Source organism: Zhongshania borealis, from assembly GCF_039539625.1.
GTDB lineage: Bacteria > Pseudomonadota > Gammaproteobacteria > Pseudomonadales > Spongiibacteraceae > Spongiibacter > Spongiibacter borealis.
On record NZ_BAABDM010000009.1, the window covers coordinates 69097 to 95289 of the forward strand.

26 protein-coding genes are annotated in these 26193 nt (G+C 50.8%); 15 read left to right on the forward strand and 11 right to left on the reverse strand.

Translation table 11 applies throughout. From position 1 onward, the window contains the following. Positions 1-162 precede the first annotated feature (162 nt). Positions 163-951 (forward strand): crotonase/enoyl-CoA hydratase family protein, encoded by a 789-nt coding sequence (locus ABD836_RS16670; protein ID WP_344938162.1) that lies wholly within the window; start codon positions 163-165, stop codon positions 949-951. Between the two features lie 6 nt (positions 952-957). Here ABD836_RS16670 and ABD836_RS16675 read toward each other — a convergent pair whose 3' ends face one another. Further along, positions 958-3408 (reverse strand): efflux RND transporter permease subunit, encoded by a 2451-nt coding sequence (locus tag ABD836_RS16675; RefSeq protein ID WP_344938164.1) that lies wholly within the window; start codon positions 3406-3408, stop codon positions 958-960. Positions 3409-3599: 191 nt separating this feature from the next. On the opposite strand from ABD836_RS16675, the gene ABD836_RS16680 reads away from it, so the two are divergent. From ABD836_RS16680 to ABD836_RS16690, 3 genes are read left to right on the forward strand one after another with little or no spacing between them, the layout of a single operon-like run. Continuing rightward, positions 3600-4415, forward strand: a complete 816-nt coding sequence (locus ABD836_RS16680; protein WP_226968291.1) for an outer membrane lipoprotein-sorting protein — start codon at positions 3600-3602, stop codon at positions 4413-4415. Between the two features lie 9 nt (positions 4416-4424). Continuing rightward, positions 4425-5639 carry a hypothetical protein gene (locus ABD836_RS16685; RefSeq protein WP_344938167.1) on the forward strand — a complete coding sequence of 405 codons (1215 nt, stop codon included), beginning with the start codon at positions 4425-4427 and terminating at the stop codon, positions 5637-5639. 57 nt (positions 5640-5696) lie between these two features. Continuing rightward, complete coding sequence (locus ABD836_RS16690; protein ID WP_344938169.1) at positions 5697-6683, forward strand: CE1 family esterase; 987 nt, start codon at positions 5697-5699, stop codon at positions 6681-6683. Positions 6684-6740: 57 nt separating this feature from the next. Here ABD836_RS16690 and ABD836_RS16695 read toward each other — a convergent pair whose 3' ends face one another. Genes ABD836_RS16695 through ABD836_RS16715 form a run of 5 tightly spaced genes read right to left on the reverse strand, consistent with a single transcriptional unit; the run spans position 6741 to position 11628 of the window. After that, complete coding sequence (locus ABD836_RS16695) at positions 6741-7271, reverse strand: MOSC domain-containing protein (protein WP_344938171.1); 531 nt, start codon at positions 7269-7271, stop codon at positions 6741-6743. Positions 7272-7299: 28 nt separating this feature from the next. After that, positions 7300-7941 (reverse strand): TIGR04282 family arsenosugar biosynthesis glycosyltransferase, encoded by a 642-nt coding sequence (locus ABD836_RS16700; RefSeq protein ID WP_344938173.1) that lies wholly within the window; start codon positions 7939-7941, stop codon positions 7300-7302. A 12-nt stretch (positions 7942-7953) separates the two neighbouring features. Beyond that, complete coding sequence (locus ABD836_RS16705) at positions 7954-8652, reverse strand: TIGR04283 family arsenosugar biosynthesis glycosyltransferase (RefSeq protein WP_344938175.1); 699 nt, start codon at positions 8650-8652, stop codon at positions 7954-7956. Between the two features lie 2 nt (positions 8653-8654). Next, on the reverse strand, positions 8655-9470 hold the full coding sequence (locus tag ABD836_RS16710) for a DUF547 domain-containing protein (protein ID WP_344938177.1): 816 nt from the start codon (positions 9468-9470) through the stop codon (positions 8655-8657). A gap of 1 nt (position 9471) precedes the next feature. After that, positions 9472-11628, reverse strand: a complete 2157-nt coding sequence (locus ABD836_RS16715) for an FAD-dependent oxidoreductase (protein WP_344938179.1) — start codon at positions 11626-11628, stop codon at positions 9472-9474. A 189-nt stretch (positions 11629-11817) separates the two neighbouring features. Between ABD836_RS16715 and ABD836_RS16720 the strand changes: the two genes are divergently transcribed. Both ABD836_RS16720 and ABD836_RS16725 read left to right on the forward strand, forming a co-directional pair. Then, positions 11818-12945 carry a diguanylate cyclase domain-containing protein gene (locus ABD836_RS16720; protein ID WP_344938181.1) on the forward strand — a complete coding sequence of 376 codons (1128 nt, stop codon included), beginning with the start codon at positions 11818-11820 and terminating at the stop codon, positions 12943-12945. A 150-nt stretch (positions 12946-13095) separates the two neighbouring features. Next, positions 13096-14223, forward strand: coding sequence for a diguanylate cyclase domain-containing protein (locus ABD836_RS16725; protein WP_344938183.1), 1128 nt, complete (start codon positions 13096-13098; stop codon positions 14221-14223). A gap of 19 nt (positions 14224-14242) precedes the next feature. Here ABD836_RS16725 and ABD836_RS16730 read toward each other — a convergent pair whose 3' ends face one another. Next, positions 14243-14482: a hypothetical protein gene (locus ABD836_RS16730; RefSeq protein ID WP_344938185.1), complete on the reverse strand. Its 240-nt coding sequence runs from the start codon at positions 14480-14482 to the stop codon at positions 14243-14245. A gap of 31 nt (positions 14483-14513) precedes the next feature. Then, a complete protein-coding gene (locus ABD836_RS16735) occupies positions 14514-14984 on the reverse strand; it encodes a Dps family protein (RefSeq protein WP_344938186.1) in 471 nt (156 codons plus the stop codon). Between the two features lie 99 nt (positions 14985-15083). On the opposite strand from ABD836_RS16735, the gene ABD836_RS16740 reads away from it, so the two are divergent. Next, the gene (locus ABD836_RS16740) at positions 15084-15482 is read left to right on the forward strand and encodes a hypothetical protein (RefSeq protein ID WP_344938188.1); all 399 of its coding nucleotides are present in this window, start codon (positions 15084-15086) and stop codon (positions 15480-15482) included. Positions 15483-15549: 67 nt separating this feature from the next. On the opposite strand, the gene ABD836_RS16745 is transcribed toward ABD836_RS16740, so the two are convergent. Further along, on the reverse strand, positions 15550-16848 hold the full coding sequence (locus ABD836_RS16745; protein WP_344938190.1) for an acetyl-CoA C-acetyltransferase: 1299 nt from the start codon (positions 16846-16848) through the stop codon (positions 15550-15552). A gap of 268 nt (positions 16849-17116) precedes the next feature. On the opposite strand from ABD836_RS16745, the gene ABD836_RS16750 reads away from it, so the two are divergent. The 5 genes from ABD836_RS16750 to ABD836_RS16770 all read left to right on the forward strand — a co-directional run bounded on the left by ABD836_RS16750 (position 17117) and on the right by ABD836_RS16770 (position 20493). After that, complete coding sequence (locus ABD836_RS16750) at positions 17117-18499, forward strand: 3-oxoacyl-ACP reductase (protein ID WP_344938191.1); 1383 nt, start codon at positions 17117-17119, stop codon at positions 18497-18499. Positions 18500-18635: 136 nt separating this feature from the next. Then, positions 18636-19175 carry an HD domain-containing protein gene (locus ABD836_RS16755; protein WP_344938193.1) on the forward strand — a complete coding sequence of 180 codons (540 nt, stop codon included), beginning with the start codon at positions 18636-18638 and terminating at the stop codon, positions 19173-19175. A 68-nt stretch (positions 19176-19243) separates the two neighbouring features. Continuing rightward, on the forward strand, positions 19244-19618 hold the full coding sequence (locus ABD836_RS16760) for a DUF3703 domain-containing protein (RefSeq protein WP_344938195.1): 375 nt from the start codon (positions 19244-19246) through the stop codon (positions 19616-19618). Positions 19619-19620: 2 nt separating this feature from the next. After that, the gene (locus ABD836_RS16765; RefSeq protein ID WP_344938197.1) at positions 19621-19995 is read left to right on the forward strand and encodes a hypothetical protein; all 375 of its coding nucleotides are present in this window, start codon (positions 19621-19623) and stop codon (positions 19993-19995) included. A gap of 42 nt (positions 19996-20037) precedes the next feature. Beyond that, the gene (locus ABD836_RS16770; protein ID WP_344938198.1) at positions 20038-20493 is read left to right on the forward strand and encodes a GNAT family N-acetyltransferase; all 456 of its coding nucleotides are present in this window, start codon (positions 20038-20040) and stop codon (positions 20491-20493) included. A gap of 19 nt (positions 20494-20512) precedes the next feature. On the opposite strand, the gene ABD836_RS16775 is transcribed toward ABD836_RS16770, so the two are convergent. Then, positions 20513-21580, reverse strand: a complete 1068-nt coding sequence (locus ABD836_RS16775) for a hypothetical protein (RefSeq protein ID WP_344938200.1) — start codon at positions 21578-21580, stop codon at positions 20513-20515. Between the two features lie 145 nt (positions 21581-21725). Between ABD836_RS16775 and ABD836_RS16780 the strand changes: the two genes are divergently transcribed. After that, positions 21726-22925, forward strand: a complete 1200-nt coding sequence (locus ABD836_RS16780) for an APC family permease (RefSeq protein WP_344938202.1) — start codon at positions 21726-21728, stop codon at positions 22923-22925. 271 nt (positions 22926-23196) lie between these two features. Continuing rightward, complete coding sequence (locus tag ABD836_RS16790; protein WP_344938204.1) at positions 23197-24072, forward strand: DNA ligase; 876 nt, start codon at positions 23197-23199, stop codon at positions 24070-24072. A 22-nt stretch (positions 24073-24094) separates the two neighbouring features. Here the strand turns inward: ABD836_RS16790 and ABD836_RS16795 are convergent, their stop codons facing one another. Next, complete coding sequence (locus ABD836_RS16795; RefSeq protein WP_344938206.1) at positions 24095-25153, reverse strand: AraC family transcriptional regulator; 1059 nt, start codon at positions 25151-25153, stop codon at positions 24095-24097. A 156-nt stretch (positions 25154-25309) separates the two neighbouring features. On the opposite strand from ABD836_RS16795, the gene ABD836_RS16800 reads away from it, so the two are divergent. Continuing rightward, positions 25310-26185, forward strand: a complete 876-nt coding sequence (locus ABD836_RS16800; RefSeq protein WP_344938208.1) for a MaoC family dehydratase — start codon at positions 25310-25312, stop codon at positions 26183-26185. Positions 26186-26193: the final 8 nt, after the last annotated feature.

Consider the following 26193-nt stretch of genomic DNA (forward strand, 5'->3'; position numbering starts at 1 on the left):
TTTGCCCTGCGCCGCCGCTCAGGCAAAGTCCGGAAAAGCCAAAGTCTGTCCGCGAACAACATTATCTAACCCACCGAATAAGACGAAAACGAGCAAACTTGAAAAATTCACCCATACTGACACACTAAAACCGCAGCTTATAACCCTAACAGCGAGTATGTCATGAGTTCAGTAGCACCAGTGCAAGTCGAACGTTGCCCGCCACTTTATTGGGTCACGATAAACCGGCCTTTAGCCCGCAACGCGGTCAATGGCGAAACCGCACGCGCCCTCGCCGAAGCATTCCAAGATTTTGAAAACGACCCAGCGCTCTCCGTAGCCATACTCAGTGGCGCCGAGGATCACTTCTGTGCTGGCGCGGATTTAAAAGCAGTAGCCAGCGACGACCCCGAGCGGCGCAATCCACTTAATACTGAAGGCATCGGCCCCATGGGCCCTAGCAGAATGCAGCTGAGCAAACCGGTTATTGCCGCCATCGACGGTTATTGCGTGGCTGGCGGTCTAGAATTAGCCCTGTGGTGCGATATGCGAATTGCCACAGAGCGCGCCATTTTCGGGGTGTTTTGTCGTCGCTTTGGGGTGCCCCTCATCGATGGTGGCACCGTGCGTCTGCCACGCTTAATTGGCATGAGCCGCGCCATGGACATGATTCTCACCGGCCGCGCCGTTGATGCCGCAGAAGCCCAAGCAATTGGCCTAGCCAACCGGGTAGTGAGTGTTCACAATCTTCGTGATAGCGCCGAGCAACTCGCCATGCAAATTGCTGCTTTACCACAGCAGTGCCTACGCAACGATCGCCTCAGTGCCTACCAACAATGGGGAATGGATGAACAGCAGGCTATTCGCAATGAATTCATCCTAGGTATGGCCACGCTATCATCGGGCGAGACGGTTGCCGGCGCTCAGCGCTTTGAGCAGGGTAAAGGCCGTCACGGCAAGGCCGAAACCTAATTCCGCTCAGCCAGCTATGCGCGCGGCCGTTTCCCCGGGCTCAAACTCGGGGCCAAAAGGCTTGGTAAGCAATAATAAGGCTGGCATAAACAGCATATCGGCCAAGAGTGCCACGCTAATCGCCAAGCACAACAAGACGCCAAAGCTAGATATAATCGCCATATTCGACAGCAAGTAGCAGGAAAATGCGCCAAACAATATAACGGTGGTTATTAACAGCGCGGGCCCAACATCACGCATAGAATCTTCCAAGGCGCGGCGGTAATTGCCCGAGTGTAAAAAGCAGCGCCGGAAGCGAATAACTAAGTGCAAGGTATCGTCTACGGCAATCCCGATGGCAATGGTCGCCAGCAAAAGCTTCATATAGTCCAGATGAATACCCAGCCACCCCATTACGCCTAACACCACAACAACCGGCGCGAGATTAGGAATCATTGCCAGCATACCGACTTTTACCGAACCAAACGCTAAGCACAGAAAACCCGCGACCATTATAAACAGCAAGCTATAACCATAGAGCTGAGTATCCGCAATATACTCACCCATTTTTACCCACATAAGCCCGATACCCGTTTTGCGGATCTGCGCATCGGGGATTGGGTTTGCAGCAATATATTGGTCGATCGTATTTAGCAGCTCAGTGATAGCCGCCGAGCCGGTCATCTCAACCCGCAGCTCCATCACCGTGCGGCTGTAGTCCTGCGACACAAATTCCTGTAATTCTTCACCGCCGGAGATTTCGTAAACCAAGAAATACTGCGCAATTAAATCTCGCTCTTCTGGCAGGCGATACCACGCCGGATCGTCACCATGAAAACTGCGATTCAAATCCTTCTGCACATCTACCACCGAATAGGCCTTCTTCACCAAGGCCTGCGATTCAGCAAACTGCTGGATTCCCTCAATCGCCTTTAATACATCCGGGCGCTTAACGCCCTCACTGTCATTGGTATCAACTATGTACGTAACATTGAGAATACCGCCCATCACGCTTTCGGCGAGTTCGGTGTCTTGGCGCCACTCAATGTGCGGTTTAAAGTCTTCTAAGAAGTTGAAATCCACTTTAATCTGAGCCAAACCAACGAGCGACACAAGCAGCACTCCGGCTCCCAACACCACCAGCGTAAGCGGTCGCTTGAGATTTACGGTAATACAGACTTCTACAAGACGCATAACTATTGGCAATACGGTGGATTTTGTAGGGTTTTGCTTAGCGGCTCTCGCCTCGCCTGAACTAGGCGAAGACTTACCAAAGGACAAGACCACCACCAGCAAAGTCATAGACAGCACAAAGGTAAACACCACGCCCGACGCAGCGTACAGCGCCATTTCGCTCAGGACTTTGAGTTGCGATACTGCCATCACCAAAAATCCGACCGCAGTGGTGATCGACGCTAATAAACACGCGCCACCCACTTTCGCGATAGCCGCTTTCACCGATGCCTGACGATCACCCGTTTCAGCATGGGCGCGCTGAAATTCCAGCAGAATATGAACGGACTGGGCCACACCTACCGCGCATATCAAGGTCGGGACAATGCCAAAGAACAGACCTAACACCCAACCGAATGCGCCCATCATCCCCATGACCATGACAATACTCAGCACCACCACCGCCAATGGTCCTAGTAACGCGAGCAAACTGGCGCGAAACAAAATTGACGACAGAATGGCCAATACCAACAGGGTCACGGCGGTGCCAATAGCGGCATCTTCCATAAACACGTGGTTATAGGCCGAGTTCATTGGCACATCACCGGTCACAAAGAATTCAATCCCTGAATATTCTGATCGCGCGAGAATCTCGCGAATTTTATTGTCACTTACCTGCGGGTAGAGGTTTTCTAACTGATTACCCAGCGCTTCGTCGTAAATAATGTCTTCTAGCGGGTCGACGCTGCTACGTTCCATTTCCAGAATAATAGCGGCGTAATCGGCCTTGGCATTAATCAAATAATTTACATATAACGGCCGACTTAAGACTTCCTCGCGCAGCGCGAGCAGCTCCGCCTGCGTTTCAGGAAACTCGACCATTAACTCATCAACAGTAATGGAGTCACCGTCGGCGCGAATAAGCTCGACGGTGGGCAAACTGACCACGTCCCGTACATAGGCCACTTCGTCGGCGAAGGCCTGACTAAGCTGGGCAATTTGACTCATCGCCTCAATATTAAAGGGGCCATGCTCGCGATTAGGCACCCGATAAACAATGTAGGTCACTTCGTCCGACAGGAACTCATCAAGATATTCGCTATAGGCAATATACGCCGGATCACTTTTATCAAAATACGCATCAAGGCTATTGTCGCTTTTTACCATGCCAGCAAAATACAAACCGAGACCAAGCATTAGTAGCGACAGCACTAAAACCACGACACGGTGATGCACAGCCCATTCTGCAATATGCCCAAATAACTGATCGACTCTGTCGACAAATTTATTATTTTGAATGCTCATACCCTTCGGTAGCTCCCCAGCTAATTATTATCCCTTACCGAACAGGAACACGATGGCCACGCCACAGCAAAGAGCGTGCGCCTCTAAACTATTCATATTTGATTTATGACCCGATTATGCTTTAAGTTCACAAGCACATTCAAATGTATAATCGGCGACAATAATTCACTGCCTGCCTGGAGCTCCCCAGCGTGACAATAACAACACAACTAATCCGCACAATATTCATTGCCCTTTGCGCGAGCATATCGCATGCCGCAGCAGCCCAAGATCCGAGCAGCGAAGCCATCAGCGCAACAGAGAAAGGCCTTAGCATAGCCAAAGAAATGAAAGCGCGAGACCGTGGCTGGATCGACAATAGCGCTGAAATGGAAATGATCTTACACAATGGCAAGCGCGAAAGTCGCCGGGAAATGCGGGTTTTGTCCCTTGAAGTCGACGACGACGGCGATAAGTCGATGACAATTTTCGACAGCCCGAACGATGTAAAAGGCACGGCCTTTCTCAGTTTCACCCACACTAACGCCATGGATGACCAATGGCTTTATTTGCCAGCCTTAAAACGTGTTAAGCGCATTGCATCCAAAAACAAGTCCGGCCCGTTTATGGGCAGTGAATTTGCCTACGAGGACTTAAATTCCTTTGAAGTAGCGCAATACGATTACCGCTGGCTACGCGACGAACAGCTCGATGGTCAAGATTGCTTTGTTATTGAGTCCATCCCTCGGGATCAATACTCTGGCTACAGTAAGCAAGTGGCATGGATTGATAAGGTCCACTACCGCGCCTTAAAGATCGATTTTTATGATCGTAAGAACACCCTACTAAAAACCCTCACCTTGTCGGACTACCAATTGCACCTCGACAAATTTTGGCGGCCAACCAAGCAGAGCATGATCAATCACAAGAATCAGCGTCATACCGAAGTGTTCTTGCGCAACTACCAATTTAGCACGGGCCTAGACGCCAGCGACTTTACCGAAAACAGCTTGAAAAGGGCGCGTTAAGCTAAGTCCATGAAATCACAGCACTACAATACCAAACCCTTATGTGGCGCAGCTTGCTTAATGCTGTTGTCGCTCTCTGCCCACAGCGAGTTCCTCGGCTATGTCGGCCTGCAGGCTCGGGCTTACCCAATGGCAGCAGCAGCGCCGGAACAGGGCTCCGAAACGGTATCTGTGGTAGTCGCGCCCGAGTGGTTTAGCCAATGGAACGACGGCGACGACAGTTTTAATATAAAAGCATTTTACCGATACGACTCGCTAGACGACGAACGCAGTCATGCCGACCTGCGTGAATTTTATTGGCAGCGTGTTGGCAGCAGCTGGGAACTGAGCGTGGGGATTAATACCGTGTTTTGGGGTGTCACCGAGTCCCAGCATTTGGTCGACATCATTAATCAAACCGATTTTCTTGAGTCCGCCGACGGTGAAGACAAACTCGGCCAGCCAATGATTCATTTTGCCAGTATTCAGAACTGGGGAGTGATCGATGTATTTGTGCTGCCACAATTTAGACCCAGGGATTTTGCTGGCAATGAAGGACGCCTGCGCTCCATCCCCGCCACCGTCAACTCACAAGAAAGCTACCAGAGCAGCAAGGACGACAAGCATATTGACTACGCCCTGCGCTGGAGCCATTACCTAGGCGATTGGAACCTTGGCTTGTCTTGGTTTCAAGGCACGTCTCGCGAGCCTCTCTACCAAACAATCATCCAAGGCGGTGCGGTCGCCTTAGCAGCCTATTATCCCCTTATTGAGCAAAGCGGCATTGATGCCCAGTACATTAGCGGCGACTGGCTATGGAAGTTAGAGGCCATCCATCGCCGGGGGCTGGGCCATTCTAATGCAGAGGATATGAGTGCCAGCACCGCAGGTTTCGAATACACCTTCACCGGCATCAACAGCCAATTCTGGGATCTAGGCATATTATTGGAATACTCCTACGATAATCGCAGCAACGCGCAAGTCGGCGCATTTCAAAATGATCTATTTAGCGGCGGCCGCCTGAGCCTCAACGACATAGCGTCCACCGAAATTTTATTTGGCATTAGCCAAGATTTAGATGACGGCGACAGCCGGTCGGCCATTATCGAAGCCAGCACCCGCCTCGGTGATTCGATACGTCTGGTTGGCGAGCTTTACCACTTTCACAGCACCCAAGTACGCGATCCTTTATACTCCGTCCGCAAAGACAGTTATGTGGAACTGGCGCTTGAATTCTATTTCTAAGCGCCAGCTCAGTGAACCACCGAAGCACCGTATTTAGTCGCAGTTTAAAAGGCCGCAATGTTCAAGAATAAAATTGCCCGCTATGGTTTTATAGTCGCAGCCTTAAGTGGTTTTTTAAGCCTAATCTATTACGGCTACGCGCCGTCTGTAGCGCCGCCGATCGATGGCGCCACGCTGCGAACTATTGCGATTCAAGTCGGCGGTCAGCAACGTCACTACAGCCTATATATTCCCAAACAATTAAGTGACCACGCGCCACTGGTTTTTATGCTGCATGGATCCCTGCAAACGATTAACGACATTAGGGAATTCAGCGGTTATCAATTTGAGTTATTAGCAGAGCAGCATGGCTTTGTCTTAGTCTATCCTGCCGGTTATAAAAACAACTGGAATGACTGCCGCAAAGCAGCCAGTTATGCCGCCCGACTTGAAGAGATCGACGATCTGAATTTTATCGACAAGGTTCGTCAACAGATTCATAAACGCCTCGGCACCGATCTCAGCAAGACATTTATTGCCGGCTATTCGAGCGGTGGCCAATTGGCGTTTCGCTTTGCGCTAGAGCGCCCGAACAGCATTGCCGGAATTGCGGCCTACGCTGCTAACCTCCCCGCCAAGGACAATCTCGACTGTATTGAATCAGGTTCGCCGGTACCCGTGTTAATCATGAACGGCACCGAAGACCCTATTAACCCCTACTACGGAGGGCGAGCCAGCTTATTTGGTTTCGGCGATCGTGGTCAGGTGAAGTCTGCAGTAACTAGTGCCGAATACTTCGCCCGCTTAGCGGGTTACAGCGGCGGACCAACAGAAATAAAACACTTTAAAAATAGCCAAGCCAGCGATCCAACCAATAGCCAATATTACGCGTGGCGCGACCGTGGTCGTCCCGAGGTTATTTTGTACACGATTACTGACGGCGGCCACGTCATACCCCAGCCTGCGTACCGACCATTACGCCTATTAGGACGAGCCAGTATTGAGATAAATGGCCCGGAGGAAACCTGGCGTTTTTTTGCAAGGCAACTCGCCAAGCAGCAGTAAACGCTAACGCAAGCTAACCTTTCTTTGGCTGGCGGGATCAGCTCCGAGCTTAGCCATTCAGCACAATTGCATTTGCCTTTCTTGATAAACGCCAGGCGGTAAATACACCACAGCATCGCCGCATCGAATTTTCCCAGATTCTACAATTTTTGCGCATAAACCACCGTGCCCCAACATCGCGACCAAACCGCCCTTACCCAATGCGGCTTCCATGCGCGAGCATGGATGGCACAGGGCCGTCGCTTGAAACACAGCTTCGCCAATTTTAAAATATTGATGTCGCAAGGCATTGAGATTAATGCCCGACACGACCAGATTCCGTCGCAGCAATGCTGGCGAAATATCAGGCCGCGCCAAGTTAGTGGCTATCGATTGAAGAAACTCTTCACTGATAATACTGATTTGGCGTGCAGAGCCTTTACTGCCAATCATCCGCCGATCACCCTGCAGCCCGCGATCAGCAACGGCAAGCGTCTGTTCAACGACCGCCATTGGCGCCATGCGCTCTGGCCGCAGGCCAATCCACTCGAGGCGTCCCGGTTTAATATCATCAAGAAACCTTGCGATTAAACGACCTTGGGCGTTCATATCCAAAGACCTCACTAGCGCAACATCGTTATTGCCAAGCGGCGGGTAAATAAGCCAAATCGGCGGTCTCATCAATATCATGCACTTTAGAATGTTCTAGCAAGCTCATACCACACTCAGTCAAGCGCGAGCGTGTCTCACTGGCCACGGTTGCAGTACTCCAAGCAATATCGGCAAATAATCGCGGGGAATATCGTCGCAGCCCGAGCAAAGCGTAGCCGCCATCAAATGTCGGGAACATACAGCTATCGTATTTAAGCAAGGCCTTGGCCGCCCAGTGCAAACTCGCCGCCGAGATTGCCGGGCAGTCGCTACCGAGCAAAATAACGCCTGCTGCGTGGCTCAGACCCTGCTGAACGGCGGTTGCCATACGCGTACCTAGATCGCCTTCAGCTTGACTGTAAACTTGAAGGGGCTCAGGAATACTGATCGCGCCCCACGCCTCAGTACCTGGAGCCGGGGTCGCCCACAATTCGATATTCAATTGGTACCCATCGCTTTGCTGCGCCGCCGCTTGCGCACATTCCGCCATGGTGTGCTGCAGCATTTGCTTCGCTAACGCCGCCGCGCCGGTTTCGCCCAAGGCGGGTATAAGCCGAGTCTTGGCCAAACCGGCAAGCGGCGCTTTAGCAAATAACTGGATGGTAATACGCGGTATAGGAGAAACCACGACTAGGAATAACTATTCATAACGGCTGGCCAGTTGTTCGGCGGGAACACCCCGCCAGTATAAGTAACGCAAATGCCACATCAGCAAAATGGTTCGCCAAATACCCCGTTCTTGCCAACGTCGACCTGAAGTCTCTACTTTATTTCGCAAGCAAATTGGCGCCTCGCGCTCACGCAACGCGGACGACAAGGCAATGTCTTCCATCAGCGGTTGATCCGGGAAGCCGCCCACCTCAATAAAAGCGGTTTCACGAACGAAGATCCCTTGATCTCCGGTGGCAATTCCGCTGAGCCGGGAACGCCAGTTCATAAACCACGCTATAACTTTAAACATCTGCGCATCGCCGCGAATACGGACGTCAAAACGCCCCCACAAGCCACGTTCCAGCGTATTAATAACGCGTTCAAAGGCCCGCTCTGGCAATTGTGTGTCGGCGTGTAAGAACAGGAGGTAGCTTCCCGCGGCCTGTGACGCACCAAGATTCATTTGTTTGGCGCGGCCACGCGGCCCTGATATCAGGCGAAATGCGCTGGCGGCAATTAGAACGGTAGAAGCATCGCTGCTACCGCCATCCACAAAAATAACTTCTACCGTATCTTGGCACTGGGCAGCTTGCTCGGCCAATACCGCCAATAATGCGGGCAAGCCTACCGCCTCATTAAGTACCGGAATGATGACCGACAGCACGACATCCGAGTCGCTTAAGCTCATATTTATTTACCCACATCATTCAGGGCCCAATCGTAATCGCTGTACTCTATGGCAAGCTTGCCGGAAATAAGTTGCGCTTTTTCTGCATCACTCAAACCCAGCGCCTTAGCATAGATCGCCAAATAGGCTCGCAACGACGTCGCGCCCTGCCAACCTTTACTAAAGTCCTGCACATACCATTTAAAAATGGGAGATACTCGCAATACGCCTTTTTTGATGCCATTGCGCCGACGGTCGCTTAAAAAACCACGGCTAATCGCATCTAACTGACTCTCTAATGTCTCGGCTTTATACGCCCTGTTTAACAAAGCCGGGCAGCCTATACTGGCGCAATTCACCGCAAAATGAATACGGGGTTCCCCGTAACGGGCGGTGCCGCGAATCAATTTGTGCTCAATATCATCAAGGCTACGGGGCTCACCTAACAGAGGAATAAAGCTTTTTTTCCACGGTGACGACCATAAAAACCCAATATCTTTAATCGAGTCTAATTTTGGGTAGCGCGACAACACCAGCTTAACCGTCCATGCATTGTAAGCATTAATGAGAAAAGCGAGCTGGCTATCGTCGGACCAGCCATCAAAGCTAGACTGACTAACCTTTGCCAAACGTGCCAAATACTCATCGAGTGCAGCCTCGTTTTTCCTTATGGCGGCGTAGTCTACTCGACTTTGCTGGCCCTGCGGGCCCATTCGCACATGATCTTGGAGCAGCTGGTTCCACTGGCCATGAGCAACATCCGCGGCATGTAATGGTAAACACGCCGACAACAAGGCAATGAGCGCCATCCATCTACTGAATATTTTCATGGTTTTCATATTACCCCCTACGCCAGCGATGAAAGGCCAGCAAATATTTATACGTCCATTCCGGCGCATGGGATTTCTGCCACTCCCCTGCCACGTATTTATTGGCTTCAGCCATACTCGGATAGCTGTGAATGGTACCGAGTATTTTTTTCAGCCCCAAGCCGTGTTTCATGGCCAATACGTACTCGGCAAGCAATTCGCCCGCCTGCGCACCCATAATCGTCACCCCGAGAATCCGGTCTTTACCCGGTACAGTGAGTACCTTTATAAACCCCTCGGCCTGACTATCACAAATCGCGCGATCGAGGTCGTCTATTCCATAACGGCTAATCTCGTAAGGGATATTCTGCGCCGTGGCCTCCGCTTCACTCAAGCCCACCCTCGCCACTTCTGGGTCAACATAGGTAACCCAAGGAATCACTGAATAATCTGCCTTGAATTTTTTAAAGCCACCAAACAGTGCGTTCACGGCGGCATACCACGCCTGATGTGCCGCGACATGCGTAAACTGGTATGGACCAGCTACATCGCCCGCAGCAAAAATATTGGGGTAAATAGTCTCGAGATAAGCATTGGTATTTACCGTTCTGGCAGTATCAATCCCTAAATCCTCTAGGCCATAGCCGCTTAACCGCGCGCTGCGACCAACCGCACAGATTAGAGTATCAAACTCAATAGCCTCCTCCTCACCCTTGGAGTTCTGAACAATTAAGCGTTTAGTACCGCTATCTTGCTCGCAGCGCAGCGCTTTAGTGTCGCTCAACACCGCAACGCCATCGGCTGTCAGCGCCTTAGCCACTGCAAGTGAGACGTCTTCATCCTCACGAACCATCACTCTGGGCAGCATTTCAACTTGCGTTACCGTTGATCCGAGCCGCGCAAAGGCCTGCGCTAATTCACAGCCAATCGGCCCACCGCCCAGCACCACCGTGCGCCCTGGCGGCTCTGATTGATCAGCCAATGCGTCCCACAGAGTGTCACTGGTCAAATACCCGACGTCATCTAAGCCCGGCAGAGGTGGCACCGCCGGCTGGGCACCTGCAGCGATAATAATCGAGCGTGCACTTAGCCGCTGCGTACCGCCGGTACTCAAGCTAATTTCCACTGTCCACGGGTCGACAAGCTTGGCGTAGCCTTCAATAACCTCAACACCCAAATCAGTGTAGCGCGCAATACTGTCATGAGGCTCAATATACGCAATAACCGCCTTGATCCGCGCCATGACCACTCTGAAATCAAAACTAGGGATTTCACCCGGTAAACCATAGGCTTTACCGTGGCGCTGCTGATTAATCACTTTGGCCGTTTTTATTAGTGCCTTGCTCGGTACGCAGCCATAATTCAGGCAGTCACCCCCCATTTTATGTGACTCAATCAAGGTCACCTTAGCTTTAACGGCAGCGCCGATATAGGAGCTCACCAAACCTGCCGCACCAGCGCCAATCACAATCAAGTTGCGGTCAAATTTCGCGGGCCGCTGCCATGCGGCGTATATCCTACGCGCCTTAATCACCGCCAACAGCCACTTGGCAATAAAAGGGAACACGCCTAATAGCGCGAATGACGCCAGCAACATCGGCGACAATATTCCTGACAGACTGTTTAACTCACTTAGCTGACTACCCGCGTTTACAAAAATCACCGTTCCCGGCAGCATCCCCAGCTGGCTCACCCAATAAAATTGACGGGTTTTAATCGGTGTAAGCCCCATCAGCATATTGATCAAAAAGAATGGAAAAACCGGCACCAACCGCAAGCTGAACAGATAAAACATACCGTCACGCTCAACGCCGTCGTTAACAGTCTGTAAGCGCTCGCCAAAGCGCGCCTGCACGCTATCGCGAAGAATATAGCGCGTCATTAAAAAGGCCAGTGTTGCGCCAAGACTCGAAGCGAAGGACACAATCAACAGCCCCCACCCCAGGCCAAAACTCGCCCCCACCAAAAGCGTCATAACCGCAGCCCCTGGCAGTGACAGCGCGGCAATCGCGATATAAACCGCAAACATGATCACCGCCAGCAGCAATGGCTGTTCAGCTCGCCAGACCAACACATCCGCTTGCAGCGACCGTGCACCAGCCAGAGAGAAGTACTGATCGATACCGGCCAGAAAGAACCCGGCAATAGCGATAACGATTATGCTGAGAAGCAGCAATTTTGATCTCATATTTCACCCAACATTTTTTAGCTAGCCACGACCTTCAAGATAGCAGCTAATGTCGTTCGCTAGTGCTCACTTGCCGAAATAAACCGGTTCCCGAAACTATGAACCGCACGTAAATGCCTTTAGTATTAATACTCACAACCAAAGCGCGCAAATAATAATCATTTACAATAATGGAATGGATTGCAGTAAATGTCAGAATCATCTTGGCTTACAACGCAGGTCATTCAACCTTGGTTACCCAAGAAACCAGGCTTGTCGAATCACCAACAATTAGCGAACCGATTTGTGGTCAGTGTATTACTGAGCACCCTTGGTTATACCTGCCTGTTGATCCTCAGCTGCCATTTTCTGTTGATCTTAGAACCGCAGGGGAAAACACTTGTTACTCATGTATCAGCAGTGCTTGCCAGCGGCATTCTATTGGCGCTTATGATCATTCGCTTTGACGGAAACCGGATTGCCGCGCTGAATGTCTTTATCGCCACACTTTTTATCGGCTTTGTCTTCGTTAGCCTGCAGACAGGTGGCATTAACTCACCGGTCAATCCCTGCGCAATTGCGATACCCGCACTAGCCACCCTCAGTATTGGCGGTGGCGCGGGAATTCTCTGGGCCGTAGCCGTATTTTCTTCAGGTATTTTTCTATTTATTGCAGCCAATTACGGCTACGTATTTCCGAGTATCATCGCCCCACACAATTTTGCCGTCGCTGAATTTTACGGCCTATTTACCGCAGGCTCATTGACCTTATACACCGTCATTAAATTTGACAAAACATCGCGAAAGCTCCGTGAGCTCTTAGGTGAGGAACACGAAAAATTCATCGACTTAGCACACCATGACAGCTTAACGGGTCTATCAAATCGTCGTCATTTCACCCAACACATAGAATCTACAATTGCGAAAGCACAATACAGAGACAGCACTTTTTGCATATTGTATTTTGACTTGAATAACTTTAAAGAAATTAATGATAACTACGGCCATCACAGTGGCGATGTGGTGCTCCGCGAATTTGCCAAACGCCTACGTAAGCTGAATCGCAGCACCGACATCATTGCCCGCCTCGGTGGCGACGAGTTTTGCATGATTATTCCCGGTTTAAGTGATGCCGATGTGATCCAGAAAAAAATAGCGGTGTTTTATCTCGCGCTTGCAGAACCACTGCCGCTGGGAAACACGCGATATCAAATATCGACCAGTATCGGCTACGCGATATACCCCAATGACGGGAGTTGCTATGAAGCGCTAATTCAGGTCGCTGATCAAAAGATGTACCAAGAAAAACGTCAACAATATGCTGCGAGCACTGCATAAAATACATTGGCGCCCATTTAGGGCTAATTTCTATGGGGTAGCGAGCAGCTGCTTTTTTGACTATTATGGGCGCCGGCTACGTTACACAAACGATTTTGGTGTAGTTAACAATAAGAGATTCACAACACCAATACACCGAGATTAGCCGCAATGCAGCACATTCCCAATCTTATCCGCAGCTATTTAATAGAGCCGTGGCTCCCGCAAGTCCCCGGCATTAATGAGTATCGGCTTTATCGTCACCGGTTTGTGGTCAGTATTCTATGGGGCACTCTATTTTACATTGCCACGATCATCCTGCTTGCCCAATTTGGCTTTAATATTGAGATCGAAAGCCTAGATGTACTTCGCACCTTTGGCTTGATCGCCATTGTCGGCATTGCTGCCGCCCTTATTATTTTGCGTTCAACCGGCCGTCAAATACTCGCTTTAAATATCAGCCTTATCAGCTTAGGCCTTGGTTTGGTCTACCTTATTTGGTATACGGCGGGAATTTATTCTCCCTTCACCCCCTGTACCATTATTATTCCAGCACTAGCTACCCTCTGCATTAGTGGAACCGCTGGTATTGCCTGGAGCGTCATTACTTTTGTGCTAAACTCTATGCTGTTCGCCGCAGCCAATTACGGATTTACTTTTCCCAATGTGATCGCCGTAGAGACGCAAACGCTGGCCGAGTTCGCCGGACTTTTTACCGCAATCGCATTTATCGTTTTCATCACGGTGTATTACGATTTATCAAATCGAAAGCTTCGCGGTCTCTTTGAATTTGAGCACAATAAATTCGTACACTTAGCCCATCACGACAGTCTCACCGGATTGGCAAATCGCCGTCATTTTATAGATAAAATTGAACACGCTATTTTCGACGCAAGCGTCAACAACGGCACTTTCTGTGTTTTGTATTTTGATTTAAATGATTTTAAGAATATCAATGACACCCTTGGTCATCACAGTGGTGACATCATTTTAGTGGAATTTGCCACGCGCTTACGCGCGCACAGCAGAAGTAGCGATATTATTGCCCGCCTTGGCGGCGATGAATTTTGCATGCTGCTAGTAGGCTTAAACGATAGCGACACGATTAAGAAAAAGATCCGCGCATATTCCGACGCATTGGCAGTACCGCTGCATTTAGAAGAAACCACCTACCAAATATCCGCGAGCATCGGCTATGCCGTTTACCCGCGCCATGGCACAGACTACGAAAGTTTGCTGAAAGTGGCGGACCAAAAGATGTACAGCGTAAAACGCGGCAAGCCTGGCGCGATGCCATAAGCCAGCAGACCAATGCCAATTAAAAATAACTGGCCACGGCCTGTATTACTGCCGGCGAACCACCCTTAGACATCCACACTACCAAGGCATTGCGCGCCTGGCCGAGCTTGGGGATTTCCGGCGCATCAAGCATTGCGCTCGCCAGCCCCTTTTCAGCGGTGAGGTGATGGCGCTGGTGATTTAAAACAACAAAATCATGCTCTAACAGCCTTCCGCTATTCTCGCCATTTTCGATTGATGTTATTAAGCCCCTGCCCAATACCGCAACATGCGCCCACAGCCTTGTTACACTATTTATTAATCGCCCTCAGCATCCATGCGGCCTTTTCGTGAATACGCATACGATCAGACACCAGCGACGCGGTGGACTCATCATCGGCCTGCTGCGCCGTTTTCAAGACCACTCTGCACGTTTTTACGACCTGCTCGTGGCCTTTAGTAAGGAAGTCCACCATGGCATTTGCAGTAGGCACACCGTCCACCTCCTCAATGGAGCTTAGACGTGCAAACTCTTTGTAGGTGCCAGGCGCGGCCACATCGAGGGTACGGATTCGCTCAGCAATATCATCTACCGCCAGCGCCAATTCAGTGTATTGCTCCTCAAACATCAAGTGGAGGTCGCGAAACCGCGGCCCAGTGACATTCCAGTGAAAATTGTGTGTTTGCAGGTATAGGGTGTAAGAATCTGCCAGCAAGGCCTTTAGGCCTCCGGCAATTTCTTCACGATTCGCTTCGCTAATACCAATATCGATGCTTTCCATATACATACTCCTATGAATTTCTATGTCTTGATGCCAGACTAGCAAAAGCCTATTCATACCTAAAATATTAAATTATCATGGACAGGATAGCTTCTTGCTATGATGGTTTTTAAAGACCAGAGTTCACTTACCGCACCGGGTATTGACGAATTAAGTACAACAATGGATCGAGCAATGCAGATAAAGACCTTTCTACGCACCACCAAAATCAGCCTAACGCTAACCCTAAGTGCTGGCCTGCTCAGTGCTTGCGCAACATCACAGCCCGCGGCAGACACTAAAGAAACCGAGGGATTTACACACTGTGAAGCGCCCCGCCAACAGATGTGTACACGGGAGTATGTACCGGTCTGCGGGCACGTCAACACAGGTATACAATGTGTCACCACGCCCTGCCCTTCGCAGCGCCATCAAACCTACGGCAATGCCTGTAGTGCCTGCGCCGACGAGAAGGTAACGGGTTATGAACAAGGGGATTGTGCGAGTTACGGAAAGTAAAACGGCCAACTAAAACGCTGACCGTTAGGGCGTTCAGCTAGGGCGAACGCCCTAGCGAGGTATCGAATTAACGTTCAATTATGGCTGTTACGCCCTGACCACCCGCTGCACAGATCGAGATCAAGCCGCGGCCACTGCCTTTTTCTTCCAGCATTTTTGCCAAAGTAGCCACAAGACGGCCACCCGTCGCAGCAAAGGGATGACCCGCCGCAAGTGAACTACCATTAACATTCAACTTGCTGCGATCAATACTGCCGAGGGCGCGATCCAGACCGAGCTTATCTTTACAGAATGACTCATCTTCCCAGGCTTTGAGTGTTGCCAAAACTTGCGCGGCGAAGGCTTCGTGGATTTCATAGTAGTCAAAATCTTGTAAGCTCAAACCAGCTTTTGCCAACATCCGCGGCACGGCGTATGCCGGCGCTAATAACAAACCCTCTTTCTCAGAAGCACCATCTTTACCAAAGAAATCTACCGCAGCAGTTTCCACAAAGCTCAAATACGCGCGAACTGGCAAGCCGCGCTCAGCAGCCCACTCTTCGCTAGCCAAAAGCACTGCAGATGCGCCATCTGTTAGCGTAGAAGAGTTACCCGCCGTTAAAGTGCCCTGACCACTTTCTTTATCAAATGCGGGTTTTAAACCGGCCAATTTCTCGGCGGTAGTGTCTGGACGCAAAATATTGTCTTTATTCACGCCGTTAAACGAGGTGATTAAGTCGTTAAAGAAACCGCGCTCGTAGGCAGCCGCTAAGTTCTGATGGCTTGCTGCCGCCAGTTCATCTTGCTGATCACGAGGAATTTGCCAGGCCTTAGCCGTAATTTCGGTATGCCCACCCATAGACAAGCGCGTGCGCGGCTCAGCATTAGCCGGAATCAATACGCCCACATCTTTGGCGCGCAACTGCAAAAACGGCTTAACGCGCTCGCCAAAAGAACGCGCCTTATTTACCTGCAGTAAAATTTTCCGCAAACCTTCACTAACACCAATCGGCGCGTCAGAGGTCGTATCAACACCACCGGCAATCGCAGCATCAATTTGCCCAAGCGCGATTTTATTCGCTACCAAGTTAATGGCTTGCAAGCCAGTACCGCAGGCCTGCTGGATATCAAAACAAGGTGTATTAGCGTGCAGCGAAGTGCCCAATACCGATTCGCGGGTTAAATTAAAGTCCCGGCTGTGCTTCATTACAGCACCGGCCGCCACTTCGCCCAGACACTCGCCCTGTAAATTGTAGCGTTGTACTAAGCCTTCAATTGCCGCGGTGAGCATAGTTTGATTGCTGACACCAAAATAGGCTGTGTTTGAACGGGTAAAAGGAATTCGGTTACCGCCGATGATAGCAACGCGCTTAATAGCCTGTGTCATATCTGGACCTCGGTGTGAAATTAAAAAGGTGTTAGATGGAGCGTAAAGTGCGCGCAGTGTAACAAGCCTGAATCCCGCGGCATTGGCTGAAGCGACGGCTGCCAAGCGCGGTGCTGTCAATCCGGTTACCTTGACGAACCGTTACAATGCGCGCCACGGCATTAAACCGCTGAGCATTATCGGCCGCCATCAGCAAAAAATAGTCCTCGGCACCGGTAAAGTAAACAGAATTCAGACAATCGCCCTCTAGGGCTGCGGAGCACACAGTATGAGTGACAAATTCGAAGACCTGATCAATTCAAGCGTTGGCAAAAAGCTAATGGGGGCACTGGGTGTAACTGTGCCCACCGAATTACTACGTTACGATTCTGAGCAAAACAATTTTTTTAGTGGCGCACTGCTGTTTGGTGCTGGCAACAATGCCAAGCTGGTTGATGTAACACTCAGCAACCTTGCCGACAGCGACGCCCGCTTAGCACTAACCACCGAGTGCGCCGCGCAAGCAAGCAGCACCGTAGAAACCGTCATTGCCGATAGTTACCAGGCGCTGGTCTTTGATGGCAGCGGCTTTACCGATGGCCTGCAATTAATTCAAGCCTACCGCTTCTTTAATGCCAACATCCGCAAATTACGCCCCAGCGGCCGTATCGTAATCCTTGGCCGCCCGCATATGGCATGCGCCACCCCCGAAGCCGCTGCCGCTCAGCGCGCATTGGAAGGCCTTAGCCGCTCACTGGCAAAAGAAGTGGGCAGCAAAGGTGCGACCGCACAATTGATTACAATTGCAGAAGGCGCCGAAGCCAACTTGGACAGCAGCCTACGCTTTGTTCTGTCGCCAAAGTCTGCCTATATAAGCGGCCAGGTTATTCGTGTGCGCAGCGCCGCAGTGAGTGACAACGCCGATTGGCACAAGCCTTTAGCCGGTAAAATTGCCCTCGTCACCGGCGCTTCACGAGGCATTGGCGCGGCAATCGCAGAAACACTTGCTCGCGACGGCGCCACTGTAGTGGGTGTGGATGTTGTGCAGATGGAAAACGACCTTGCGCAAATCATGTCGCGCCTTAAGGGTCAGCCGGTGATTGCCGACATCACCAGCAGCGATGCCCCAGCTAAAATTGCCGCAGCCCTCAAAGCACTTGGCGGTGCCGACATTGTTGTTCACAACGCCGGTGTAACCCGTGACAAAACCATTGCCAATATGTCTGAGCAATTCTGGCAAATGACCCTAGATATCAACCTCGCTGCCGCACAGCGTATCACCAGCGAACTACTCAGCAGCGGCGCGCTAAACGACGGCGGTAGCATCATTGGTGTTTCATCCATGAACGGCATCGGCGGTCAGCGCGGTCAGACTAACTACGCAGCCTCGAAAGCCGGCGTTATTGGTTACGTCGACTTTATGGCCCAATCAGAAGAGCTCGCAGCGCGGAATATTACCGTGAATGCCGTGGCGCCAGGCTTTATTGAAACCGCCATGACTGCAGCTATCCCGCTATTCACTCGGATGTTTGGTCGCCGCTTGAACTCTCTGTCACAAGGCGGCTTACCAGTAGACGTTGCCGAGACAATCGCCTTCTTCGGCAACCCTGCCTCGCGCGGTGTTAGCGGCAATACTGTCCGCGTTTGCGGCCAGTCTTGGTTTGGTGCATAAAACCTAAACTCGCAAACTGAAAAGCCCCGTAGCCTTTGCGCTGCGGGGCTTTTTTATTGCCGCTCAAAAACGGCCTAACAATAATCTAAAAAAACCGTTATGTTATGCGCATACCAACAATAATTGAGACGGCTCCGTGGACATTGAACAAAATATCCCCCTGCTCGAAGAGATTCTCAGCGACTGGAAAGCCCTCATCGGCAGCGAATATGACGGCTATAGAAACCATGTTTATCGCATGATTCACCTATGCCTCGCCCTCAAAGATTGCAATGAGCAGGAGCGCGAGAAAATCATCATTGCCGCGGCATTTCACGATATTGGCATTTGGGTCGACGACACACTCGATTACCTCCCACCGTCAATACCGCCCGCCACGGTCTACTTAAAGGAAAATAACCGCGAAGACTGGGCCGAGGAAATTACCCTCATGATCAACGAACACCACAAACTTCGCGAGTACAAAAACGCCGCCTACCCACTTGTTGAGCTTTTCAGAAAGGGCGACTTGGTCGACTTCTCCTTGGCGCTGTTTACATTCGGCATTCCAAAGCCATATATTAAGACTGTTAAAGCCACTTTCCCCAATGCTGGCTTTCACAAAAATCTCGCGAAACGAGCGGCGCGTTGGTTTATTAAGCACCCATTGAACCCGGCGCCAATGATGAAATGGTAATACCCTGAAAACCGCCGCGGCATCAGAGCAAATCACCTCCCGCCGCAGCAAATTTTGGAGGATTTGACATGACCAGCGTATTCACTAAAAACATTGCGCCACATGTACAAACGGAAATTGAACAAGCTGCTCAGGCGCGTGCAAACGGCGACATTAATGCGGAATTCCAGCACCTTGAAAACGCTCACGTCATCGGCCAAGAGTCCACCTACTGGCACGTAAATGTGCATTGGCAAATGCTAAAGTGGGCTATGAGAAACGGTCGCCTCAAAGAAATTTTTGGCCAAGCGTTTCGCGTTGTCGGCGCAACAACAAAAACCGCGATCGGCTTAGTACCCCAGGGCAATACCGGCGGCGCCAATGTTAGTCCGTTCAAAGTCATGCCCATAAAATCTGAACACCAAAACATCATTAACAAAGCGAAAGCCGGCACGACGTACTAAAAATGACCAGAAAGGGGGCGTATGTAAGCCCAAACCGGCCAGCGCTGGAGAAGCGAGCGAAGCTAGCGGTGAAAAATTGGTTCTCAATAAATCTCGGTGACGCAATGCTTGCGGCCGAGGCGCTCGAATGTGTTGACGCTAAGTTCGCGGCTCACTACCACACGCAGGAAACATCTAATGATGCGGCCATATTCACTCGCCATGAGTCAGAAGGCCAGCTCCATTGCGACCTCATCATCTACCTATCTCCAGCACTAGCCGAACTGGCACGCGAGATGAATGCAAAAACCTGTAAAACACCGAGCCCACGCAGCTTAAGCCTTCTTGCCGGAAATGAAGGCGCGTGGCTAAGGCTATTTCCAGAATACCGGCGCTGAGATACACCGTTTTTAAAGTTCAGAGGCGCAAAATTTAAGCTCATGATTATTCGACAAGCAAAAAAATCCGACTTTCCTTGTATAGAAAAAATATACACGCTTTCGAAACTCGATGAGCTTCGTTTTGAATCAAGCGCGTTTAAACTATTACCCCTACTCGACGACAAACCACGCCTAAACGCTTTGCTAGAAAGTGATATTTTGGTCTGCGACGACAACGGCGTAATTGCCTATGGCGCGGTGTGTGACGCGGAAATTCGTGGATTATTTGTCCATCCAGCCTCACGTGGCCAAGGCGTAGGACAGAAACTCTTAGCGCAGCTAATTAATAAGGCTAAGCATCCGGCTACGCTAAATATTGCAAAATCTAATACACCGGCTAGAGCATTGTATGAAAAGTTTGGTTTCAAAATAACCGAAGACTTCGAAACTTCATACAATGGCACACCGCTTACTGCCAGCCGCATGCAAGTATCAGCAATGGAAAAATCATCCTGAACAAAAGGCGTATGTGAACTCAAATCGGTTCAATGATCGACGCGATATTCCCTGACTTAGCCATTTCCAAAAATGCCTCACCGAGTTCTAGGCTCCGATTAGCAGAATCCCACCACAATCGCTGCCGGGTGACATCGTCGCCCTGCATCTTCAAAAAGTCTCGGCGATCAGGAATTCGACCCAGCTCAGTAGACGCCAAGAACGACTCCGACGGGCTAAGCAACACCACTTTATCTAACAGCGCCTTAGGGGTCTTGCGCCAAAAGAAGTATTTATCAAACCAGCCAGAGGTCACTTCTGAATAAAAATGTGGGTATAGCACGAGGCCATCACCCTGCCACACATTTCCAGGCACAGGATGGTAATCGAGCAAACCACCATCGCGGTGCATGCCAAGCGGTGCGCCGGGTATGTCGCTAACCCCCTTCATCACCACTGGAATTGAACCCGATGCGGTGACAGCCGCGCGTAAATTATCCTGATTCAAACCTACCCGATGGCTTACATAGGCATCCCGACCGGCCAAGGTGTGGTCTGCCCGGTCATCGGCAAATATCACCCGCTGCATTCGGCTGGTGTGAATATTGCGGCCAAATCCGTTTAGCGCAAAGGCCAGCGCCATAGCGTATTTTTGTGGCGTTTCTCCCGCACTCGCCATGAGTCCCTTAGCCAGCACCGTACCGCAATGATAGCGAAATACCGGATGCGAAAGTATTTCAGCTACACCAGCGGTATCAACAACCGTGTCCAGTATTTTCTGAGTTTCTATATCGATAAGTTCGGCGCTAAAGCCATTTGGATAGGATTGCTCGATATAGGCATGCGCTAAATCATCCAGTGCCTTGGCTGGATCTTGCCGACAGGCGCCAGCAAGTTTAAACGCGCCAACGGAGGTGCCAAACAAATTGATGGGCTGCGGAGCGCCTGCCAGCCAATCTGAAAAAATGGCGCGGTCTAGTCCGTATATCGCCAACCACTTCGCCGCGCCAGATGCACCAAACACCGCAGCGATGTCAGCGGGGCTCAGACCATTTCTTTCAATATGGGCCAGTGCAGCCTGGCCAGCACGAATTCGTAGTAAACTCATTACATCCCATTACAATAGTTTGCTCATTTGTGTGCGACATATTACACCACAACGGCGCAAAACAAATTGGCGCCACCGGCCACGAGCAATACCGTACAATGACACGAGCACCGCACCATCTCGCAAAACGCTGGACACCTAGACTTTGACAACGATTGCCGTTCTACTCACTACCGTATTGGTTTTAGCTGCACTAATGCTACCCGCACTGCGTCGCTCCCGCGGCTGGCGTGCAACAGTAACGCCACTGGCCTCAATTATCGGTAGCGGCTTTTTAGTGGTCGCGCCACTGCTCACCTCAAGCTTCGGCAATTATGCCGTCATAGCCATGCTCACCATTGTTGTTACCGCCTATGGCCTAGGTGATGCCATGCGCTACAACATACTCCATATTGAACCGCTGCTCGCGCAAACTCCGCCGCCGATAAACCTAGCTCGGCGTGAGCAAATCTCGCGCTTAGTGCTCGCCTTCGCCTATGTGGTCTCCGTCTCGTTTTACTTACAGTTATTAGCCGCGTTTGTACTCGAAGCGTTGCCGACAGAGCTCCAACTCTCTGCAAAATCAATCACTGGCGCTATTTTATTGGTAATAGGTGGTTTGGGCATTTGGCGCGGTTTGCACATGCTGGAGTCTCTGGAAAAATACGCCGTCTCAATCAAACTTGCGATAATTGCGGGCCTGCTAGCGGGCCTTATGAGCCATGACTTTTCAGTGTTGGCAAATCCTGCGCTAGCAGCCTTTCCTAGTCTCCCCGTTCTAAATGGCGACAGTGTTCGCAGCTTGCTCGGAATGCTGATAATTGTGCAGGGCTTTGAGACCTCTCGCTATATTGGCGATGAATACAGTGCAGAAACCCGAGTCAGTAGCATGCGTCGTGCACAGTGGCTTTCGACACTGATTTACTTATTGTTCATTGTTTTAATTCTACCCGTGGCCGGCCACCAACAGGGCTTAAGCGAGACAGCAATCATTCAGTTTGGCGCACAAATCAGCTGGGTATTACCGCCACTGCTGATTATCGCCGCCCTCATGAGTCAGTTCAGCGCTGCCGTCGCCGACACCATTGGCGGTGGCGGTTTATTCAGCGAGGCAAGTGGCCACCAAATAGCGCCGCGCCGCGCTTATTTACTCGTCACAGGCTTAGCATTAGCAGTAACCCTACTGACCGATATATTTGAGGTTATAAGCCTCGCCTCGCGGGCGTTTGCGCTCTACTACCTAATGCAGTGCTTAGACGCTTTATTGCTGGCACACAAACGCAAGGAACGTGGTCGCAGCATTCTTTACGCAGGTCTAGCAGTGCTTATGTTGGCGGTAGCTGCACTCGGTATACCTGCCGAGTAAGTGAATAAGCAGGCCTAGCCGTCTGGAAAATTAGGGGGGGGGGGTACTGCAATAAGGCCAGTGCAGACTGCGGCAAGGCATTTGCCTGCGCGGTGATCGCGAGGCCGGCCTGCTGTAAAATTTGCGCTTTAATCAGCGTCGCGGTTAGATAAGGTCGTGTTGATTAACTCGTAGAAGCTGTTCTTGGCGTCCAAAGAATTGCGTAAAATCAATACTTCAGCGCTAATGGAACAGCGTAATAACGACAAGCTAAATCAAGGAGCGATTAGCTATGAAATCCACACCGATTCTGCCAGCACTCATCCTATTCACCATCGCCTTATTAAACATTCATTTTGGCTACGCGGAAGCCGCCAAGCAAACCGCGACTAAAACTAAGCCAGCACTCATGTTGGCCAAACCCTACCGCAGTGAAATCGAGCTGCATGAATACTGGGTCAGCGAAAAGCTCGACGGCGTTCGCGCATACTGGAATGGCAGCCAGCTTATTTCACGCCAGGGCAATACATTTACCGCGCCACAGTGGTTTACCGCCGATTTCCCGACAACCCCGCTAGACGGCGAATTATGGATGGGTCGCAATCGCTTTGCAGAGGTATCTGGCGCGGTTAGACGCCATGTTCCAGATTCAGAACAATGGCAGCGCATTCGCTTTATGGTTTTTGATTTACCTGCTGAGCCTGGTGATTTTAATCTTCGCCTGCAGGCACTAAGGAAACTAGTGAACACCTTAAACTCACCGTATATCGCGCTAGTTAAGCAGCATAAGGTCTTAGACGAAGCAGCGCTGATGCGAGAACTTGATCACGTCACCACGGGCGGTGGTGAAGGCCTTATGCTGCATTTGGGCAGCGCGCCCTATCGCGGCATACGCAGTAACGACTTATTGAAGTTAAAGCGCTTTAGCGACGCCGAAGCGGTCGTTATTGGCTACCTGCCGGGCAAAGGGAAATACAGCGGAATGCTGGGCGCATTAATCGTGAAAACCCCAGAGGGGCGCAAATTTAAAATTGGTTCTGGCTTTAGCGATGAGCAGCGCCGCCATCCCCCAGCAATTGGCAGCACGGTAAGCTATAAATACCAAGGCACGACAGCGTCGGGACTGCCGCGTTTCGCGAGCTTTTTTAGGGAACGAAATGACTATTAGCGCAATACCATTAACGCCCGATTTATTCGCTGTCATCCGAATTTTTATGCGCCGCTTTTTTTAGCTGGCGATATTCAATGGGAGTCAGTTCAGTCCAGCGCTTGAATGCGCGGTAAAAGGTGCTGGGCTCCGAGAAGCCGGTGAGGTAAACCACGTCAGCAATGCTTTCGTCAGTTCTAGCAAGTAGTTGCTTCGCTAGCACGCAACGGTAGTCCGCCAATACTTGGTTAAAGCTGGTGCCCGCTTCAGTTAACCTAGCGCGCAACACCCGCTCATTCATGTCTAGCCGCGCAGCAACGCTTTCCAGACTAGGTTGACCGAGCTCAAGCATTTCCGCAATGATCTGGCGAACATCAGCTACCACATCTTGGCGCGACAAGCGCTCTAATTGCTTGCTAGCCAATTTTTCATGAAGGCGCAGCAAATCGGGCTCGGCGTGCGTAGACGGTGTGGCAAGAATAGTGGACGCAAATACCAATGAGGCTTCCTGCTGCTTAAAATGCACAGGGCAGCCCATCACCTTGCTGTATTCGCTGGAATCGCCCTCAGCCTCGTGTAATAAATTGACTTCGTCGGCGACAAAAGCGCCGTCAGTAACCGCCTGAAAATAGCGAATCAAAAATCGCGCAAAACACTCATTGCGGTGACGAAAATGCTCGCCATCGTCGCCGGCAAACGCCAACACCAGCTTCGACTGGTTTTCACCAATATGCAGTTCAAACTGCATTGCATCCGTTACCAAACGCTGATAACTCTGTGCCCGCTTGAGGCCTTCGCCAAAATTGGGACTACTCAAAAACAAGTATTCCAAGACCTGGCCACGATAGACCTGCACTGCGTCGGCTAGGTGTAAGCCAATATGATGATCGCCGCTCACCTCTTCCAAGACGCGCCAGAAGTGCTGCTGCGCGGCATGGGGAAAGCGCGAGCTGCGATCTTGCAGTAAGGTGGTGGAAATCCGGCACTCACTGACAATACGCTCAACATCTAAGCCCATCGCTTGCATGGCGGGATATACCAGCTGAATTAAGAAGCTGGAGTCGCTGAGATCAGAGAGGTTTTTTGAACTTATTTCAGTCATTCAACACGGTTTCTGCTGGGTTTAAAGATGAATGGGATCAAATCAACGGCTATTGGCCGAAATCCAAAAAAAAGAGCATGATCGGGCTAATTATTGCCGCGCTGCTATTCATTATACTGCACCACTGGAATTTCCCCAGTATGGAGATAGAGTTGTATGACCGCAAGTCATGAGTTAACGCTAAAACGCCTGCCAAGCACACTACCAATGTTACTAAAAGCCGCCGTTACTCGGAAAAAGCCTGGTTCAACACCCAGCTTTCCTAGTCATAGCTTACGGGTAGACAATATCCTTAACTCACAAAGCCAATTACAACGCTATCGAAAGACCTGCGGCTTCGAACTCAACAGCGACACACTACCTGTCACCTTTCTGCATGTTCAGGCCTTTCGCCTGCATATGAAAATGATGCTAGACAAGCAATTTCCCGTATCGCCAATGGGCTGCGTGCATTTAAGCAATCGTATTAGCCAATTGCAGCCGGTTAAAGCCAACACCCGCGTCCAAATGCAATGCCGCGTTGCCGAGCACCAAATCACCGACAAAGGGATTGAATTCAGCTTTCACTGCGAAGCCTTTGCCGACGGCGTAAAAGTGTGGGAAGACACCAGCCGCTACCTGTCACGCTGCAAAACCGGTGTCGCGGCTGGCCCTAAAGCGGCGCGCGGCGCAGCGCGTGTATACGGTCAGAATAAAATTCTGGCGATTGGTCGCCAAGACGCCCGCAACTATGCTCGCGCCTCCGGCGATTTTAACCCAATTCACCTTCACGACATCAGCGCCAAAGTCTTGGGCTTTAAACGCATGGTAATTCACGGCATGTGGAGCAAGGCAGCGTGCTTAGCCGCGTTGAGCGGTGAGATCACGAGCGATCGCTATCACTGCGACATCGACTTTAAAACGCCGATTTTCTTGCCTACGCAAGTCCAGCTGCATTTTGAGCAGGTCGCTGATGGGCTTGATTTTGAACTCCGCGACAAAGCGGGTATTAAACCCCACCTCATCGGCACCATCCGCGCAATCAGTAGCTAAAGCCCTGC

Bases quoted from the DNA above. Each gene is read 5' to 3' on its own strand.
- ABD836_RS16720 (WP_344938181.1), top strand. From the start codon at position 11,818: ATGTCAGAATCATCTTGGCTTACAACGCAGGTCATTCAACCTTGGTTA.
- ABD836_RS16670 (WP_344938162.1), top strand. From the start codon at position 163: ATGAGTTCAGTAGCACCAGTGCAAGTCGAACGTTGCCCGCCACTTTAT.
- ABD836_RS16795 (WP_344938206.1), bottom strand. From the start codon at position 25,153: ATGACTGAAATAAGTTCAAAAAACCTCTCTGATCTCAGCGACTCCAGC.
- ABD836_RS16765 (WP_344938197.1), top strand. From the start codon at position 19,621: ATGACCAGAAAGGGGGCGTATGTAAGCCCAAACCGGCCAGCGCTGGAG.
- ABD836_RS16715 (WP_344938179.1), bottom strand. From the start codon at position 11,628: ATGAGATCAAAATTGCTGCTTCTCAGCATAATCGTTATCGCTATTGCC.
- ABD836_RS16770 (WP_344938198.1), top strand. From the start codon at position 20,038: ATGATTATTCGACAAGCAAAAAAATCCGACTTTCCTTGTATAGAAAAA.
- ABD836_RS16745 (WP_344938190.1), bottom strand. From the start codon at position 16,848: ATGACACAGGCTATTAAGCGCGTTGCTATCATCGGCGGTAACCGAATT.
- ABD836_RS16800 (WP_344938208.1), top strand. From the start codon at position 25,310: ATGACCGCAAGTCATGAGTTAACGCTAAAACGCCTGCCAAGCACACTA.
- ABD836_RS16705 (WP_344938175.1), bottom strand. From the start codon at position 8,652: ATGAGCTTAAGCGACTCGGATGTCGTGCTGTCGGTCATCATTCCGGTA.
- ABD836_RS16740 (WP_344938188.1), top strand. From the start codon at position 15,084: ATGATGGTTTTTAAAGACCAGAGTTCACTTACCGCACCGGGTATTGAC.
- ABD836_RS16675 (WP_344938164.1), bottom strand. From the start codon at position 3,408: ATGAGCATTCAAAATAATAAATTTGTCGACAGAGTCGATCAGTTATTT.
- ABD836_RS16790 (WP_344938204.1), top strand. From the start codon at position 23,197: ATGAAATCCACACCGATTCTGCCAGCACTCATCCTATTCACCATCGCC.
- ABD836_RS16690 (WP_344938169.1), top strand. From the start codon at position 5,697: ATGTTCAAGAATAAAATTGCCCGCTATGGTTTTATAGTCGCAGCCTTA.
- ABD836_RS16735 (WP_344938186.1), bottom strand. From the start codon at position 14,984: ATGGAAAGCATCGATATTGGTATTAGCGAAGCGAATCGTGAAGAAATT.
- ABD836_RS16760 (WP_344938195.1), top strand. From the start codon at position 19,244: ATGACCAGCGTATTCACTAAAAACATTGCGCCACATGTACAAACGGAA.
- ABD836_RS16695 (WP_344938171.1), bottom strand. From the start codon at position 7,271: ATGAACGCCCAAGGTCGTTTAATCGCAAGGTTTCTTGATGATATTAAA.
- ABD836_RS16685 (WP_344938167.1), top strand. From the start codon at position 4,425: ATGAAATCACAGCACTACAATACCAAACCCTTATGTGGCGCAGCTTGC.
- ABD836_RS16775 (WP_344938200.1), bottom strand. From the start codon at position 21,580: ATGAGTTTACTACGAATTCGTGCTGGCCAGGCTGCACTGGCCCATATT.
- ABD836_RS16710 (WP_344938177.1), bottom strand. From the start codon at position 9,470: ATGAAAACCATGAAAATATTCAGTAGATGGATGGCGCTCATTGCCTTG.
- ABD836_RS16725 (WP_344938183.1), top strand. From the start codon at position 13,096: ATGCAGCACATTCCCAATCTTATCCGCAGCTATTTAATAGAGCCGTGG.
- ABD836_RS16750 (WP_344938191.1), top strand. From the start codon at position 17,117: ATGAGTGACAAATTCGAAGACCTGATCAATTCAAGCGTTGGCAAAAAG.